Annotated in this window: 20 protein-coding genes; 15 read left to right on the plus strand and 5 right to left on the minus strand. The window is 57.6% G+C overall.

Annotated elements, in window-relative coordinates:
- Positions 1-36: 36 nt before the first annotated feature.
- From ggt to CLV88_RS05520, 3 genes are read right to left on the minus strand one after another with little or no spacing between them, the layout of a single operon-like run.
- Positions 37-1,806: a gamma-glutamyltransferase gene (gene ggt, locus CLV88_RS05510; RefSeq protein WP_106607374.1), complete on the minus strand. Its 1,770-nt coding sequence runs from the start codon at positions 1,804-1,806 to the stop codon at positions 37-39.
- 35 nt (positions 1,807-1,841) lie between these two features.
- The gene (gene thpR, locus CLV88_RS05515; RefSeq protein WP_106607375.1) at positions 1,842-2,411 is read right to left on the minus strand and encodes an RNA 2',3'-cyclic phosphodiesterase; all 570 of its coding nucleotides are present in this window, start codon (positions 2,409-2,411) and stop codon (positions 1,842-1,844) included.
- 3 nt (positions 2,412-2,414) lie between these two features.
- The gene (locus CLV88_RS05520; RefSeq protein ID WP_106607376.1) at positions 2,415-3,401 is read right to left on the minus strand and encodes a 2-hydroxyacid dehydrogenase; all 987 of its coding nucleotides are present in this window, start codon (positions 3,399-3,401) and stop codon (positions 2,415-2,417) included.
- A gap of 119 nt (positions 3,402-3,520) precedes the next feature.
- Here CLV88_RS05520 and CLV88_RS05525 point away from each other — a divergent pair, with 119 nt between their 5' ends.
- Both CLV88_RS05525 and CLV88_RS05530 read left to right on the plus strand, forming a co-directional pair.
- The gene (locus CLV88_RS05525) at positions 3,521-4,024 is read left to right on the plus strand and encodes an SH3 domain-containing protein (RefSeq protein ID WP_207797021.1); all 504 of its coding nucleotides are present in this window, start codon (positions 3,521-3,523) and stop codon (positions 4,022-4,024) included.
- A gap of 57 nt (positions 4,025-4,081) precedes the next feature.
- Complete coding sequence (locus CLV88_RS05530) at positions 4,082-4,852, plus strand: phosphate/phosphite/phosphonate ABC transporter substrate-binding protein (protein ID WP_106607593.1); 771 nt, start codon at positions 4,082-4,084, stop codon at positions 4,850-4,852.
- A gap of 62 nt (positions 4,853-4,914) precedes the next feature.
- Here CLV88_RS05530 and rpe read toward each other — a convergent pair whose 3' ends face one another.
- Positions 4,915-5,604 carry a ribulose-phosphate 3-epimerase gene (gene rpe, locus CLV88_RS05535; RefSeq protein ID WP_106607378.1) on the minus strand — a complete coding sequence of 230 codons (690 nt, stop codon included), beginning with the start codon at positions 5,602-5,604 and terminating at the stop codon, positions 4,915-4,917.
- A gap of 286 nt (positions 5,605-5,890) precedes the next feature.
- Between rpe and CLV88_RS05540 the strand changes: the two genes are divergently transcribed.
- The 4 genes from CLV88_RS05540 to CLV88_RS05550 are packed head-to-tail and all read left to right on the plus strand — an operon-like array spanning position 5,891 to position 7,571.
- Positions 5,891-6,781, plus strand: coding sequence for an urease accessory protein UreD (locus CLV88_RS05540; protein WP_106607379.1), 891 nt, complete (start codon positions 5,891-5,893; stop codon positions 6,779-6,781).
- A gap of 1 nt (position 6,782) precedes the next feature.
- A complete protein-coding gene (locus CLV88_RS05545; RefSeq protein WP_106607380.1) occupies positions 6,783-7,085 on the plus strand; it encodes an urease subunit gamma in 303 nt (100 codons plus the stop codon).
- A gap of 16 nt (positions 7,086-7,101) precedes the next feature.
- A complete protein-coding gene (locus CLV88_RS22955; protein WP_165798816.1) occupies positions 7,102-7,266 on the plus strand; it encodes a hypothetical protein in 165 nt (54 codons plus the stop codon).
- Positions 7,263-7,571, plus strand: a complete 309-nt coding sequence (locus CLV88_RS05550; RefSeq protein WP_106607381.1) for an urease subunit beta — start codon at positions 7,263-7,265, stop codon at positions 7,569-7,571. Before CLV88_RS22955 ends, CLV88_RS05550 begins: the two co-directional genes overlap by 4 nt.
- A 145-nt stretch (positions 7,572-7,716) precedes the next feature.
- On the opposite strand, the gene CLV88_RS05555 is transcribed toward CLV88_RS05550, so the two are convergent.
- Complete coding sequence (locus CLV88_RS05555) at positions 7,717-8,307, minus strand: hypothetical protein (protein ID WP_106607382.1); 591 nt, start codon at positions 8,305-8,307, stop codon at positions 7,717-7,719.
- Positions 8,308-8,380: 73 nt separating this feature from the next.
- On the opposite strand from CLV88_RS05555, the gene ureC reads away from it, so the two are divergent.
- The 9 genes from ureC to CLV88_RS05600 all read left to right on the plus strand — a co-directional run bounded on the left by ureC (position 8,381) and on the right by CLV88_RS05600 (position 14,653).
- Positions 8,381-10,129 carry an urease subunit alpha gene (gene ureC / locus CLV88_RS05560; protein ID WP_106607383.1) on the plus strand — a complete coding sequence of 583 codons (1,749 nt, stop codon included), beginning with the start codon at positions 8,381-8,383 and terminating at the stop codon, positions 10,127-10,129.
- A gap of 11 nt (positions 10,130-10,140) precedes the next feature.
- A complete protein-coding gene (locus CLV88_RS05565) occupies positions 10,141-10,725 on the plus strand; it encodes a hypothetical protein (protein ID WP_106607384.1) in 585 nt (194 codons plus the stop codon).
- A 238-nt stretch (positions 10,726-10,963) separates the two neighbouring features.
- Positions 10,964-11,074: a DUF1127 domain-containing protein gene (locus CLV88_RS22960; RefSeq protein ID WP_165798817.1), complete on the plus strand. Its 111-nt coding sequence runs from the start codon at positions 10,964-10,966 to the stop codon at positions 11,072-11,074.
- Between the two features lie 37 nt (positions 11,075-11,111).
- Entirely contained in the window at positions 11,112-11,591 is a 480-nt protein-coding gene (gene ureE, locus CLV88_RS05575; RefSeq protein ID WP_106607386.1) for an urease accessory protein UreE, read from the plus strand.
- Positions 11,527-12,225, plus strand: coding sequence for an urease accessory protein UreF (locus CLV88_RS05580; protein ID WP_423827727.1), 699 nt, complete (start codon positions 11,527-11,529; stop codon positions 12,223-12,225). The genes ureE and CLV88_RS05580 overlap by 65 nt, the downstream gene beginning before the upstream one ends.
- Complete coding sequence (locus CLV88_RS05585) at positions 12,222-12,632, plus strand: DUF3995 domain-containing protein (protein ID WP_165798818.1); 411 nt, start codon at positions 12,222-12,224, stop codon at positions 12,630-12,632. Before CLV88_RS05580 ends, CLV88_RS05585 begins: the two co-directional genes overlap by 4 nt.
- Position 12,633: 1 nt before the next feature.
- Positions 12,634-13,269, plus strand: a complete 636-nt coding sequence (gene ureG, locus CLV88_RS05590; RefSeq protein ID WP_106607389.1) for an urease accessory protein UreG — start codon at positions 12,634-12,636, stop codon at positions 13,267-13,269.
- Between the two features lie 113 nt (positions 13,270-13,382).
- Positions 13,383-14,057: an energy-coupling factor ABC transporter ATP-binding protein gene (locus CLV88_RS05595; RefSeq protein ID WP_106607390.1), complete on the plus strand. Its 675-nt coding sequence runs from the start codon at positions 13,383-13,385 to the stop codon at positions 14,055-14,057.
- Positions 14,057-14,653 (plus strand): energy-coupling factor transporter transmembrane component T family protein, encoded by a 597-nt coding sequence (locus CLV88_RS05600; protein ID WP_106607391.1) that lies wholly within the window; start codon positions 14,057-14,059, stop codon positions 14,651-14,653. Before CLV88_RS05595 ends, CLV88_RS05600 begins: the two co-directional genes overlap by 1 nt.
- The last annotated feature ends 76 nt before the right edge of the window (positions 14,654-14,729 follow it).

The following is a 14,729-nucleotide window of genomic DNA, read 5'->3' on the forward strand; positions in this document are numbered from 1 at the left end:
CAAGCCTATGCCTTGCGCGACATCCGGGCAACCACTCTACTCACCAAAGGCCAGACCTTCGCGGCGCGGGTCGGCACCGCCGCTTAATCCGTCACCCACCGCAATAACATGCAGTCCGGAATTCAACCCGCGTTGGTTTACTTCGAACCCCATCGCTTCAAGTGGGGCAAGCAGGGTTTCGCTTTCCATGTCAAAGGTCCCGAACCGATTGACCAGATGCGGTAACGCAGCGGCGTCCTGCGCGTTCATGCCCCAATCCAGATGCGCAATGATCGTCTTGGCCACATACCCAATGATCCGGCTGCCGCCGGGCGATCCGATCACAAGCGCCGGCCTTCCGTCTTTAAGCACAATGGTTGGCGCCATCGAAGACCGCGGCCGCTTGCCCGGCTCGACCCGATTGGCAACCGGCACGCCATCCACGTGGCTGCGGAACGAGAAATCGGTCAGCTCATTATTGAGCAGAAACCCCGCAGCCATAACCCGACTACCAAAGCCATTCTCGATGGTCGTCGTCATACTCAGCGCATTCCCGTAACTATCAACAATCGAGATATGAGAGGTTGAAGGATGCTCAATTGCGTCGTCATCGGCCCAGTTCAGGGCGTGGTCAAATTCCGGTTTGCCCGGCGCAACAGCCTCCAACGCGCCCTCGCGATCCAGCAACTTAGCTCGCTCTGCCAGATAATCATCCGCCAGCAAACCATTCGCAGGCACCGGCACATAATCGCTATCGGCCATGTACCGCCCGCGATCTGCAAATGCCAAACGAGATGCATCGCCAATCAACCGCCACGCCTCGGGGCTATCCGCGCCCATCCCGGCCAGATCGAAATGTGAAACCATCCCCAAAATCTGCCCAACGGTCAGCGCCCCGGACGAGGGCGGACCCATCCCGCAAACCTCATAGGCATGATACGTCACACATGCCGCAGACCGCTCTTTTACTTCATAAAGCGCTAGATCAATTGCCCGTAGTTCGCCGGGTCGTTTCGCCCCTCGCACCGCGCTCACGATATCCGCAGCAATATCGCCTGTGTAAAACGGATCAGCCCCCTTTGCTGCCATTGCCTTTAGCGACGCAGCGTAGGCCTCATTCATCAGCAGATCACCTGCTTTCAACGGGTCTCCGCCAGGCAGGAAATAGCTGGCCGTGGTTGGATGCGTTGACAATCGCTCAACATCTCGCTCAATCGACGACGCCATGCGTGGCGACACGATGAAACCCTCTTGGGCCAGCGAAATCGCGTCGTCAAACAATCCCGCCCATTGCGCCTTACCCCAACGACGCTGTGCTTCTTCCATCAACATTGGTGTACCCGGTACGCCAACTGACAATCCACCGACAACCGCGTCAAAGAACCCAAGCCGCTCGCCATTTTCATCTTGAAACAGACGCGGTGTGGCGGACAATGGCGCGGTTTCTCGCCCGTCCAAGGTGGTCACTTCACCACTCTCGGCATCGTACCAAACCAGAAACGCACCACCGCCAAGGCCAGAGCTTTGAGGCTCAACCAACCCAAGCACTGCCTGCACTGCAACCATGGCGTCTGCTGCCGTACCGCCTTCTCGCAAAACGTCGGCTCCAGCTTTCACGGCCAAAGGATGGGCCGCCGCCACCATCCATTTCTCGGCGTCATACGGCATTCCGGCATCTTTCGCCGCCTGCGCCGCTTTCAATTCTTCGGGAACAATGGCTCCCAAAATGGTATCCGCCTCAGGCGCGACCGCGTCTGCCGCTTCCTGAGCGGCAACTGCACCGGCAAGAACAAAACTCAAAACACAAGCATTCAAAATACACGACATGCGACTCTCCCCTTCAGGTTGAACTTGAACCAACCTTATGACAGTCGAGGCGCTTCACCAAATCCAACGAATGGGTAATCCGCCAAAATGTGGTGAACCGCTCTTTCTGGCGTCAACACAGACTCAAATAGGCTGAAGCTAGTCGCCATAACTTCCGGCAATACAGGCACTGATTGGGTGCTCAGGAAATGACCCAGCCGCGCCGCTTCGTTACCCTTCAACCCGCCACCAAACCGCGTGATCGTGACATGCGGATGGAACCGTTTTCGCTCTGGGGCGGCACCAACCAGCCTCGCGGCGCGACGCACACCATTCTCCAGCGCCAACAACTCGGCGCAAGGGTCGACCCGCAACGTCAACACCTTAGGAACCGACCCACCCAGCGGCTCGAACCCAGCCAACCGCAACGTAAACGGCTCTACTGTTAGCGCATCCAGTTCTTCGTGAAGTGCCTCAAGCGCGGCTGCGCTCTGGTCTCCAAGGAACGCCACTGTCAGATGCAAGTTTTTCTTGGGCACGGATCGCCCTACAGGCACCTGCGCCTGTAGCTGCACAATTTCCGCACCCAGCGCCGCAGCCAGATCAATGGCCACAAACGCCCGCATCGATCAGAGCATCGCCGGAACCACCAGATCAGGCGGTCGATGCCCATCATCATGGGTTTTGATATTAATGAGCACTTTCTCACCCATCTCAATCCGACCCTCAACAGTGGCCGAACTGATATGTGGCAACAGAACCACATTGGGCATGTCCCGCACATCCGGATTCACTTCGTTGCCATGTTCGTAAACATCCAAACCGGCACCTGCTATCTGACCCGATTTTAGCATACGAACCAACGCATTTTCATCGATCACTTCGCCACGTGACGTGTTAATGATTACGGCTGTGGGCTTAAGCAAATTCAACCTGCGTGCATTGATCAGATGAAACGTGGATGGCGTGTGCGGACAGTTGACCGAAATCACATCCATCCGCGCCAACATCTGATCGAGACTCTCCCAATAGGTCGCCTCGTATTGCTCTTCAATCTCCGGACGTAAACGGCGGCGGTTGTGATAGTGTATCTGCATCCCACAGGCCTGCGCACGTCGCGCAACCGCTGTGCCGATACGTCCCATACCCAATATACCCAAACGCTTGCCGCTGATCCGCCCACCAAGCAGTGCCGTTGGTGCCCAACCGTCCCAAGTACCACTTTGCATTCGGTGCGACCCTTCTGGAATGCGGCGCGTCACACTCAGAATCAGCGCAAGCGCCATATCTGCGGCGTCATCGGCCGATACACCGGGCGTGTTCGATACTAATATCCCCCGCTGGCGCGCCGTCGCAACGTCAATGTGATCAACACCCGCGCCATAATTTGCGATCAGTTTCAGCTTTTCTCCCGATTGCGCGATCAGTGTGCTGTCGATACGATCCGACAGCGTAGGGATCAGTACATCTGCCTCTTTGACCGCCGCGACCAGCTCTTCTCGTGTCATAGGTGTGTCATTCTCGCGTAACTTGACATCGAATAATTCCGACAATCGAGTCTCTACCGATTCAGGCAACCGTCGCGTTACGACAACACTGAGACTTTGCTTTGGCATCAAGGGGCTCCCAATACTTTTAAATCTGGCGCGTGGGTGCCACACTGCCTTACAGGCCGACGGGGCACAAGAACCCGCGGCGCATATCGAGACAGAAAAACACAGGCAAGATGTCTACCATGGGGAGATTCCCACTCATTGTCGTCGCCGCCGCGTTTGTGGTGGCGCTAACTGGCGCCGCGATTGCAGAATCTGCACGTGGGCCTGTTACGAACCTTCCGTTGCCACGCTACGTGTCGCTCAAAGCAAGCAAGGCAAATGTCCGGCGTGGCCCGTCCCTTACGCATCGTATCGACTGGGTGTTCAAACGGAAAAACATGCCGCTTGAGATCACAGCAGAATACGGCCACTGGCGCCGTGTTCGCGATATCGAGGGGCTTGGCGGTTGGATTCACTATTCGCTGCTATCCGGTGCTCGAACGGTCATCGTTGAACAGGATATGATGCCACTAAACGTGCGTCCGGAATCTGACACGCCGATGGTTGCGCACCTTGAACTGGGTGTTGTCGCGCGACTGGGTGAATGCGGTCCGGACTGGTGCCGCCTGAACGCAGGCGGTTTCAAGGGCTGGGCGCCTAAAACAAATCTATGGGGTGTTCAGGACAGCGAACTGCGCGACTGACAATCCTGTGCATCCGCGCTACAGCTTGGGCACTTCAACTTCGCCAGGGTAATGACTATGATTGCAAGCCTGATGATGTACGCCCGTCCGGAACTGGCCGACGCACATGCCAACTTTTGGCGGCATATCAGCGCTCGCCTAATTGCATCAGGCGTAAAAAGCCCAAATGACCTCAGTCAATCGACAGAAGAGTTCCACGTCTGGACTCACCCAAACCTGACCCTTTCACAAACATGCGGAATGCCTTACCGCCTTTGGTTGCACGATCAGGTTTCATTGGTCGGCACACCGGACTATACACTGCCTGACTGTCCACCTGGATACTACAACAGCGCAATAATCGTCCGCGCCGACGATCCGCGCGCGGACGTCACAGCCTACCGTGACGCCATATTTGCCTATAACCAAACTTTTTCACAATCGGGCTATGCGGCGCCTTGGTGGCACCTGAAACCGCACGGTTTCTGGTTCAATAGTACGTTTCACTCCGGCGCTCATTTGGCATCAGCCCGCGCTGTGGCCGACGGAGCAGCAGACATCGCCGCGCTTGATGCGGTGTCCTGGCGGCAAATGCAAACCTACGATCCAATCGCGGCGCGACTTCGTGTTCTGAACTTTACAGCACCCACTCCGGGCTTGCCGCTGATAACTGCACGCAACAATGACCCAGATATTGTTTTCGAAGCAGTATCAAACGCGATCAATGACCTCAGCGATCTGGAACGCACGGCATTGGGTCTCACCGGCTTGGTGCGTATACCGAAAGAACGCTACCTCACCGTGCCCAACCCGCCACTAGACTACGCGACACCAACGCCAAGTACCTGAAAAAATAAACTCTGTGCAATCGACCGCAGAAACCAGACAGGCAATAACGCGTTTTCCCTAGATTAGATCGCCGCTTCGGCAGCTGCCCGAATGGCACGGATATTCTCACCATACACCTCAGGCTGATCAACGGACCCTCCTTTGAACACTGCCGAACCTGCGACCAATACATCGGCCCCCGCCGCTGCGACCAGCGGCGCGGTCGTGACGTCAACACCCCCGTCGATCTGAATGTAAATATCACGATCCCCGATCATTTCGCGCACGCGACGGGTCTTGTCCACGCCCGAATGAATGAACTTCTGTCCACCAAATCCGGGGTTCACGGTCATGATCAATACCATATCGACAAGGTCCATGACGTGCTCAATGCTCTCCAGCGGCGTGCCGGGGTTCAAAGATACTCCTGCTTTAACGCCCTGCGCCTTGATCGCCTGCAATGTGCGATGGATATGCGGCCCGGCCTCGACATGTGCTGTGATCATATCCGCGCCCGCTGCGGCATAGGCTTCGATATACGGATCCACCGGCGCAATCATCAGATGCACGTCCATGAACGTCTTTACATGCGGGCGAAACGCCTTAACTGCTGGCGGGCCAAATGTCAGGTTCGGCACAAAATGCCCGTCCATCACATCCACGTGCACCCAATCCGCGCCCTGAGCTTCAATCGCGCGAATTTCAGCGCCGAAATTAGCAAAATCTGACGCCAGAATGGACGGAGCAATCTTGATATTGCGGTCAAAAGCCATCTGAGTTCCCATCTGTTCTAAAACCAAGCCATCCCCAGCCCGGCCCGCTTAGGATAGCGGTGATATGACACGTTCTGAAAAGCCACCAAAACGCTCGATTCGACTTGGCCGGAAAATGCGCGCGCGCTGGGCAAAGTGCAAATGATTTCCCGCACCCTTCAGTTCGGCAGGCCGTTTGCAATTCGCTCAAGTTTTGTGCGCAATCGACCAATGCGCTCAAAATTGCGCCAGCTTTCTCAGCAAAGCTCAAAAATACAGCACCATATCTTAGAACTGTCACACCACGATGTCACAGTTTGCACGAGTTAAAGGAGAGCGTCCCATCACCGCATTGGCCAAAATACAACTGGGGGCCAACCCCGTGGTCGCTGCGCGCAATTCTCAACCGCGCGCTATCGGGACGGCCCTCGTTCGCACCAAGCAACGCGCCACAGAAACTGTACTCGATGACTTCCGCCTCTCTGGTTCTTGCCGTGTGCTTTTCCCTCGTCGCCAAGACAAAACGCTCGAAGCAGTGCTGCTCAACACATCCGGCGGTGTAACAAGCGGTGATCGTTTTGACATCACCGCTATCGCGAGCCGGGGTACATCTTTAACTCTGACAACACAGGCCGCAGAACGCGCCTACAAAAGCGTCGATGGCCAACCGGGCAGATTGAACAACACTCTGACAATCCAAGACGGCGCGCAACTTGACTGGTTGCCACAAGAAACCATCTTCTTTGATGGGTCATCGCTTGCCCGAAACCTTTCTATCGACATCGCGGCCTCGTCCCGCTTTCTGATGGTCGAACCCATCGTCTTTGGCCGAACAGCCATGGGTGAAACAGTCCGATCAGCCACCCTGACTGACCGTGTCGATCTGCGCCGCGACGGGCGTTTGATATTTGCTGACCGCATCAGCCTAACCGGCGACGTTCAATCCCATCTCGACCGCCCCGCAATCGCTGGCGGTGCGCGCGCCATGGCGTCCATCTTGCTCGCGGCACCCGATGCTGAACGCCATCTCGAACCATTGCGCGACCTGCTCCCGCCCACTTGCGGAGTCAGCCTGATCCGTGATGGCCTTCTCTTTGCGCGCCTGCTCGCGTCCGACGGGCACGACCTACGCGCGATCCTCAATCCTGTGTTGCGCACTTTGCGCGGCACCGATCTTCCCCGAACATGGATGCTCTGACATGCAACTCACCCCCCGCGAAAAGGACAAACTGCTGATTGCCCTGGCCGCCGAAGTGGCGCGCAAACGCCTCGCGCGCGGCGTCAAACTCAACCACCCCGAAGCCATCGCCCTGATCACCGACGCCGTTGTCGAAGGTGCTCGCGATGGGCGTTCCGTGGCAGACCTGATGCAGGCTGGCGCCCAGGTCATCACCCGCGAACAGTGCATGTCCGGCATCCCCGAAATGATCCACGAAGTTCAGGTCGAAGCCACATTTCCCGACGGAACCAAACTCGTCACCGTTCACGACCCCATCCGCTGACACGACAGGAGACACCATGAAACATCTGCTCGCCCCCATCACCGTCCTTCTGGCAACGCCAACTCTTGCGCATGAAGGCGTGCATTTGCACCCCCACGCCTCTGATCCCTCTTGGCTACCGCTCATCGTGGGCACCGTTGTCGTCGCCACATTAGGTCGCCTCGTTTGGGTCCGCCGATGATCCCAGGCGAGCTTTTCCCTGCGTCCGGCGATCTGGAACTGAACCCCGGCGCGCCCGTAACTACACTTATGGTCGCCAATACCGGCGACCGTCCCGTTCAGGTCGGCAGCCATTACCACTTTGCCGAGGCCAACAGCGCGCTGGAATTTGATCGTGACACCGCCATGGGCCAGCGTCTCGACATTGCAGCGGGAACTGCGGTTCGTTTTGAGCCAGGTCAGCGACGTGAGGTCTCATTGATTCCCCTCTCGGGCAATCGCACTGTCTACGGGTTCAACAAACAGGTCATGGGCCCCCTCGCATGATCTTCCTCTAGGAGACTGAAATGACTGTATTACTCACGAATCCCTTTGTTGCCTCGATGTCTGGCTTCGCAGTGTTTTCCGATATTCTCGAAAAACAACTGCGCTTTTCATATGCCATGGCGCAGGCGCTGACGACTGTACCCAACTATTCGCCGGTACCTTCGGTCAAACCGACCACGCCTGCGCCGGCACCCAAAACAGTCACGCGCCGCAAGCCAGCAGCAAAACCGACCTCCCCGAAGGCTGCAGCCAAGTCCGCAACCGTAACAAAACTCGCGCCAAAATCCGCCACAGAACCTGCCAAGAAAACGGCGGCCAAGACAACAACTGCGCGCACAACCGTTACGCCAACCGCGACTCGAACCAAGGCCACGGATAAAGTGGCGACAACACCAGCAGTCAAAACCGCTGAAAAGCCGACACCTGCGGCCAAATCCGCGACGTCACCAAAAATAGCCACCGTGCCCGCTTCGAAAACTGTAGCCGCCCCCGTTACAGCGACGAAACCCGCTGCAAAAACCAAACGAGCGGCAGCCACCGTCGCGCCAAAGGTTGCACCAGCTAAGAAGGACGACGCCAAACTGGCCGCGACGCCCGCCAAATCCACCATCAGTGCCAAAGCAACCGCTCCAACTGCGGCAGCAAAGGAAACGACACGATCTGCACGTCGCGCCCGCAAACCGTCCAAGCCGCCCGCAATGCCGGGCAAGGCAACCAAGAAAAAATAAGCCGCCACAACAAAATGTTCTGAGTGCGTAACGGCGCACTCAGAACACTTCGCGCCAGACTTTCAAACATTAGGACCGATCATGCCCGCCAAAATCTCCCGCTTTGACTATGCCGCCATGTTTGGCCCCACAACCGGTGACAAGGTACGGTTGGCGGACACGGACCTGATTATCGAGGTTGAACGCGACCTAACTGCCGATCTTGCTGGCGTTGGCGCAGGCGGCAATGCGCCTTACTATGGCGAAGAGGTAAAATTTGGCGGTGGCAAAGTCATTCGGGACGGCATGGGCCAGGCCCAGACCACCCGCGCCGAAGGGGCGGTCGACACGGTTATCACTAACGCGCTGATCGTGGATCACACCGGCATTTACAAGGCTGATGTCGGCCTCAAGAACGGACGCGTCGCCAAGATCGGCAAGGCCGGCAACCCTGACACGCAACCGGGCGTCAACATCATTGTCGGCCCCGGCACCGAAGCCATCGCCGGAGAGGGCAAAATCCTCACCGCCGGCGGTTTCGATAGCCACATCCACTTCATCTGCCCACAACAGATCGAAGACGCGCTGCATTCGGGCCTCACCACCATGCTCGGCGGTGGCACCGGACCTGCGCATGGTACATTGGCCACCACTTGCACGCCCGGCCCATGGCACATTGGCCGCATGCTGCAATCGGCTGACGCCTTCCCGATGAATCTTGCCTTTGCGGGCAAAGGCAACGCCTCACTGCCCGCCGCGCTTGAGGAACAAGTCGCCGCAGGCGCCTGCGCACTAAAGCTGCACGAAGACTGGGGCACCACCCCCGCAGCCATCGATTGCTGCCTCTCGGTGGCCGATGCCATGGACGTGCAAGTGATGATCCACACCGACACACTCAACGAATCCGGATTTGTCGAAAACACAGTCGCCGCCATGAAAGGCCGTACTATCCACGCATTTCACACCGAAGGCGCAGGAGGGGGCCACGCCCCTGACATCATCAAAATCTGCGGCGAAGAACATGTCCTGCCCTCTTCCACGAACCCCACACGACCGTTCACCGTTAACACCGTCGACGAACATCTCGACATGCTGATGGTCTGTCACCACCTCGACAAATCCATCCCCGAGGACGTGGCCTTTGCCGAAAGCCGCATTCGCCGCGAAACCATCGCTGCCGAAGATATCCTGCACGACATGGGCGCATTCTCGATCATTGCCTCTGACAGCCAGGCCATGGGCCGCGTCGGAGAGGTTTTGATCCGCACTTGGCAAACCGCCGACAAAATGAAGAAACAACGCGGGCCACTGGCCGAAGAAACCGGCGACAACGACAATTTTCGCGTCCGGCGCTACATTGCCAAATACACGATTAACCCCGCCATCGCCCACGGTCTGAGCCATGAGATTGGCTCCATCGAAGAAGGTAAACGCGCTGACCTCGTCCTCTGGAGCCCGGCTTTCTTTGGAGTGAAGCCCGAAATGGTGTTGATTGGCGGATCCATCGTCTGCGCCCAAATGGGCGACCCCAATGCCTCGATTCCCACGCCCCAGCCGGTCTATTCCCGCCCCATGTTCGGCGCCTTTGGTCGCGCCGTAGAAAATTCAGCAGTGACTTTCGTTTCCGAGGCCGCTCACGCTGCCAACATCGGCAATACGCTCGGACTGGCCAAATCCACCCTTGCCGTCCAAAATACCCGTCAGATTGGCAAGTCTGACTTGCGCCTGAATGACGCGACTCCAGAAATCGAGGTGAACCCCGAGACCTACGAGGTCCGCGCCAATGGCGAACTCCTGACCTGTCAGCCTGCCGAAGTGCTGCCCATGGCACAGCGCTATTTCATGTTCTGACAGGAGCTTTCATGCGCACTGCAACTCTGATCCTCTCACTTATGGCCACCCCGGTTCTGGCCGATTGTCCGACGATAAAAAATATGTCCGCCGGAATCCGCCTAACTGATATGGATGGTGGGGCCGAAACCTATCGCACTCAATCCGACCTGTTCGTAAAAGGCGACTACAAGGACGACGTTGGCACCGGATCCGAATTCCTTTTGCTCAAGGGCATCTATGTCGTTGAATCGTTTGATCTCGACTATGGCAAACGCGTATTAGGCTCACGCGTTACACACGCCTATCCACTAAAACCCGCCGAAGCCCCGGTGCCCGCATCCGGTGGACGCTGGGATACCGAGGTGATGACCCTTGATGGCGCCGACGTAATAAACCAACGCGAAAGCTATATCTTCGGCCCGCTCACTCAGATCACAATCGGTGGCTGTTCCTATGACATGCACACCATTTTCGCGATCTACCACGACGAAGACGGATACGAAGAAAAACTGCACTACTTGCCCGAACTGGGTTTCGCATATCTGGCAGAGACCAAGTCCAAAGATCATTCAGCCGAAACCTACACCTATGTCCGGATCGAAACCCTGCCATAACCATCGCTGCATTGCAGCAAACGCAACGCAGCATTGCCCAGAGTGACCCTACTCATGTCTCAAATACTTACCCATATTGTTTCTCAACGACACACACTCCAAAACCAAATGTCCGAGGTTCGAAATGGCTTATACTGCAACTCCCTCAACTCAAACTTATTCGCTGTCCAAAATCCTGGCAGCTCCTTTTGTCGCGTTCGCCAATTTTTGCGTCACCGTTGCCGAAAGCAACAGCCGCATGCAACAGGTCCAAGCGCTTCAGAAGCTCAGCGACGCGGAACTGGCAGAACGCGGCCTGACACGCGACACCATCGTGCGTTTTGTGTTCCGCGATCACATGCACATCTGATTGCGCCAGCTACCACTTTGAGTTCGGAGGGCCTCGCATGACCGCCCTCCCTACCGCCCATCGTTACCATGACCACGCCCACGCGCCCGCGTCGGGAACCGTCTCCCTCTCCTACGAAGAACGTTTTCTGCGCCGTAAAATGCTATGTACCGCAGACGGCGAACGCTTTCTCGTGGACCTACCGCAGACAACATCGCTCGACCATGGCGGCGTACTTGTTCTGACCGACGGGCGCGAAATAGCCGTCAATGCCGCACCCGAGCCGTTGCTCCAGATCACGGCCCACGAGCTCACCCGCATCGCGTGGCATGTAGGCAATCGCCACACCCCGTGCCAGATCGAGGCTGATCGCCTCCTGATCCAACCCGATCATGTCATCCGCGATATGCTTAATCTACTGGGCGCAACCGTTACGGACGTCACCGAACCCTTTACACCCGAAGGCGGTGCTTATGGTCACGGACGCACGCACGGTCATGATCACTCGCACCCACATGCGCATGACCATGCGCATTGACCCGATCCTGACCCTCACTCAATGGCTCTCGCCCTCCTACCCGGTGGGCGCGTTCACGTACAGCCATGGCCTTGAAAGCTCTGTGCATTCCGGCATGGTGCATGACGCGCCCAGTTTTAGCGAATGGTTAAAAGATGTCCTGTCTCACGGCGCAGGACGAAATGACGTGATCCTGCTCGCCGCCGCATATAACACCAACAGCGAAGAGAGCCTGCACGGGCTCGATGAGCTGGCCCGTGCCCTTGCGCCTTCTGCCGAACGGTTGCTGGAAACCGATCAACAGGGCGCGGCCTTCGCGCAAACCACCGGTGCCGTCTTTGACACTGATCTCTCCAGGCTCACCTACCCCGTCGCGATTGGGCGCGCCGCTGCCCTACAACAGCTGCCCTTGCGGGACACCGCGCGCCTATTCTTGCACGCTTTCGCCGCCAGCCTCACGTCCGCCGCCATTCGCCTGATCCCGCTTGGCCAAACCGCTGGCCAAACCGCGCTGCATTCCGTCACACCACTCTGCCAATCCATCGCGGATCAAGCCATCACCCAATCTCTCGATGATCTCGGTGCATCTTCATTTGCCACCGACATCGCTTCGATGGCCCACGAAACCCAATACTCAAGGCTGTTTCGCTCGTGACTTTCTTCGCGACACTTCTATCCGTTGCTTTGATTATACCCGCTGCATTGCATCTGCTCTGGGCCGTTGGTTACTGGACACCGATCCGAGACGAAACAGCGCTCGCCCGCGCCACGGTGGGGGCCAAGGGCATCACGCAAATGCCCGGCCCTGTGCCCTGCGCGGTGGTCGCGGTAGCGCTCTTCTTTGCGGCCATCCTGCCGCATATCCCATCTTTCCCCATGCACGGCCTGCTCATGACAGGTGCCGCCACAGTCTTTCTGTTGCGTGGCATCGCCACCTACACGCCGCACTGGCGCAAGCTGTTCTGCGAAGACCCCTTCGCAACACTTGACCAGCGTTTCTTCGGCCCGCTGATCCTCGCAATCGGCGCCGCTTTCGTGATCCTCAACTTCATAGGAGCCTGACATGGCATCTCCAAATGGCCCCCTTCGCATTGGCATCGGCGGTCCCGTCGGCGCAGGAAAAACCACCCTCACTGCCAATCTCTGCCGTGCCCTGCGTGATCGCCTCTCGGTGGCGGTCGTGACCAACGATATCTACACCCGCGAAGACGCCGAAGAGCTTATGCGCCAACAGGTTTTGCCCCTCGAACGCATCAAAGGCGTCGAAACCGGCGGGTGTCCACACACCGCCATCCGCGAGGACGCCTCGATCAACCTCGCCGCAATCGCCGAACTTAACGCCGCGATCCCGGACCTCGACATCATCATGATCGAATCGGGTGGCGATAACCTCTCCGCCACCTTCAGCCCCGAACTCGCCGATCTCACCCTCTACGTGATCGACGTGGCAGCCGGCGAAGAAATCCCCCGCAAGGGCGGCCCAGCCATCACAAGGTCTGATATTCTCATCATCAACAAGACCGACCTCGCACCCCATGTCGGTGCCTCGCTTGACGTTATGGAACGCGACGCAACCAAAATGCGTGGCACCCGACCGTTCATTTTTACCGCCCTGCGCCACGGTACAGGCGTCGACACCCTCCTACCCCTCATCGGGGAAATTGGCGGCATCCCGGAGCTTATGGGCGAACTCGCTTAAAACACGCAGGGTCTACCGTTCGGGGCGCAGGACTCATGACCTCGCCTCAACCCGCCTTCACCCGCCGCTCAATTTCCGCTAAGTCCCCACCAAACCACCCGACGGGACGCGCAATGATTCAGATCGAAAACGTCAGCCTCAGCTACGGCACTCGCGCTGTCCTGCACGACATTTCCCTCACGCTTACCGAACGCCGCATCGCTATCATCGGTGCCAACGGGTCGGGCAAGTCCAGCTTCGCCCGCCTCCTGAACGGCCTCCTCCTGCCCACCTCCGGCACCGTGCGCATCGACGGTCAGACCACCAAGGACAACGGCAAGGATATCCGTCGCAAAGTCGGCTTTGTCTTTCAGAACCCGGATAACCAAATTGTCTTCCCCGTCGTCGAGGAAGACCTCGCCTTTGGCATGAAAAATCTGGGTTTTTCCAAAGACACCATTGCGACCAAAACCACAGACATTCTGACCCGCTACGACATGCTGCACTTGCGCGATCACCCCGCGCACTTGCTCTCGGGTGGGCAGAAACAGCTGCTCGCAATCTCGGGCGTACTGGTGATGGAGCCCATATATCTGGTGCTCGATGAACCCACCACCCTGTTGGATTTGCGTAATAAACGTCGCATCTCTGCCGCGCTGAACGCGCTTGGTCAGACCATCATCCTTACCACTCATGACCTTGACCTGATCGCGGCTTACGACCGCGTCATAGTGTTTGACGAAGGGCGTGTGGTGATCGATGACACACCCGCCAATGCCATCCCGGCCTATGAAAGCCTGATGGCCTGATGCTTGATCTCTATTCTCCCGGCACATCGCCCCTTCATCGCCTGCCGCCCGCGCCCAAGATGCTGGCTCTCATGATCTCGGCCACTCTACTCTTTATCAATCAAAGCCTACCGCTCACCCTCGTCGCCACTCTCGCCACACTGACCCTCTATCCACTCACACAACTCACCCTGAAACAGGCCGCCGCCCAGATCCGTCCACTCTTGTGGATCTTCGGCTTGTTCTTTGCGGTGCAATGGTACTTCTCCGGCATCCAAATGGCCGCCTACGTGGTCCTTCGCCTTGCCGCACTAATCCTACTGGCCAGCCTCGTGACCCTGACCACCCGGTCTTCGGACATGATCGACACCATGACCTCGAGCCTGCGCTTTCTAAAACCACTCGGTGTGAACCCGGCCAAGGTTGGATTGGCCATATCGCTCGCCCTGCGTTTCATCCCTGTACTGGCTCAAATCACCACCGAAGTACGCGAGGCTCAAAAGGCTCGCGGCCTAGAACGCTCGATCATCGCGACAGCCATGCCTGTCGCCATCCGCACCATCAAGATGGCGGACGATATTTCTGATGCGATCGAATCCAGAGGATATCGTCCCTAAAACCACGCCATTTTCCTGTCTCGACCTTGCAGGCGCTGCACTGCGGCGTATTCCGCGCCTCTATCAAAATCAAAAC

The organism is Shimia abyssi, assembly GCF_003014475.1.
Taxonomy (GTDB): Bacteria; Pseudomonadota; Alphaproteobacteria; order Rhodobacterales; family Rhodobacteraceae; genus Shimia; species Shimia abyssi.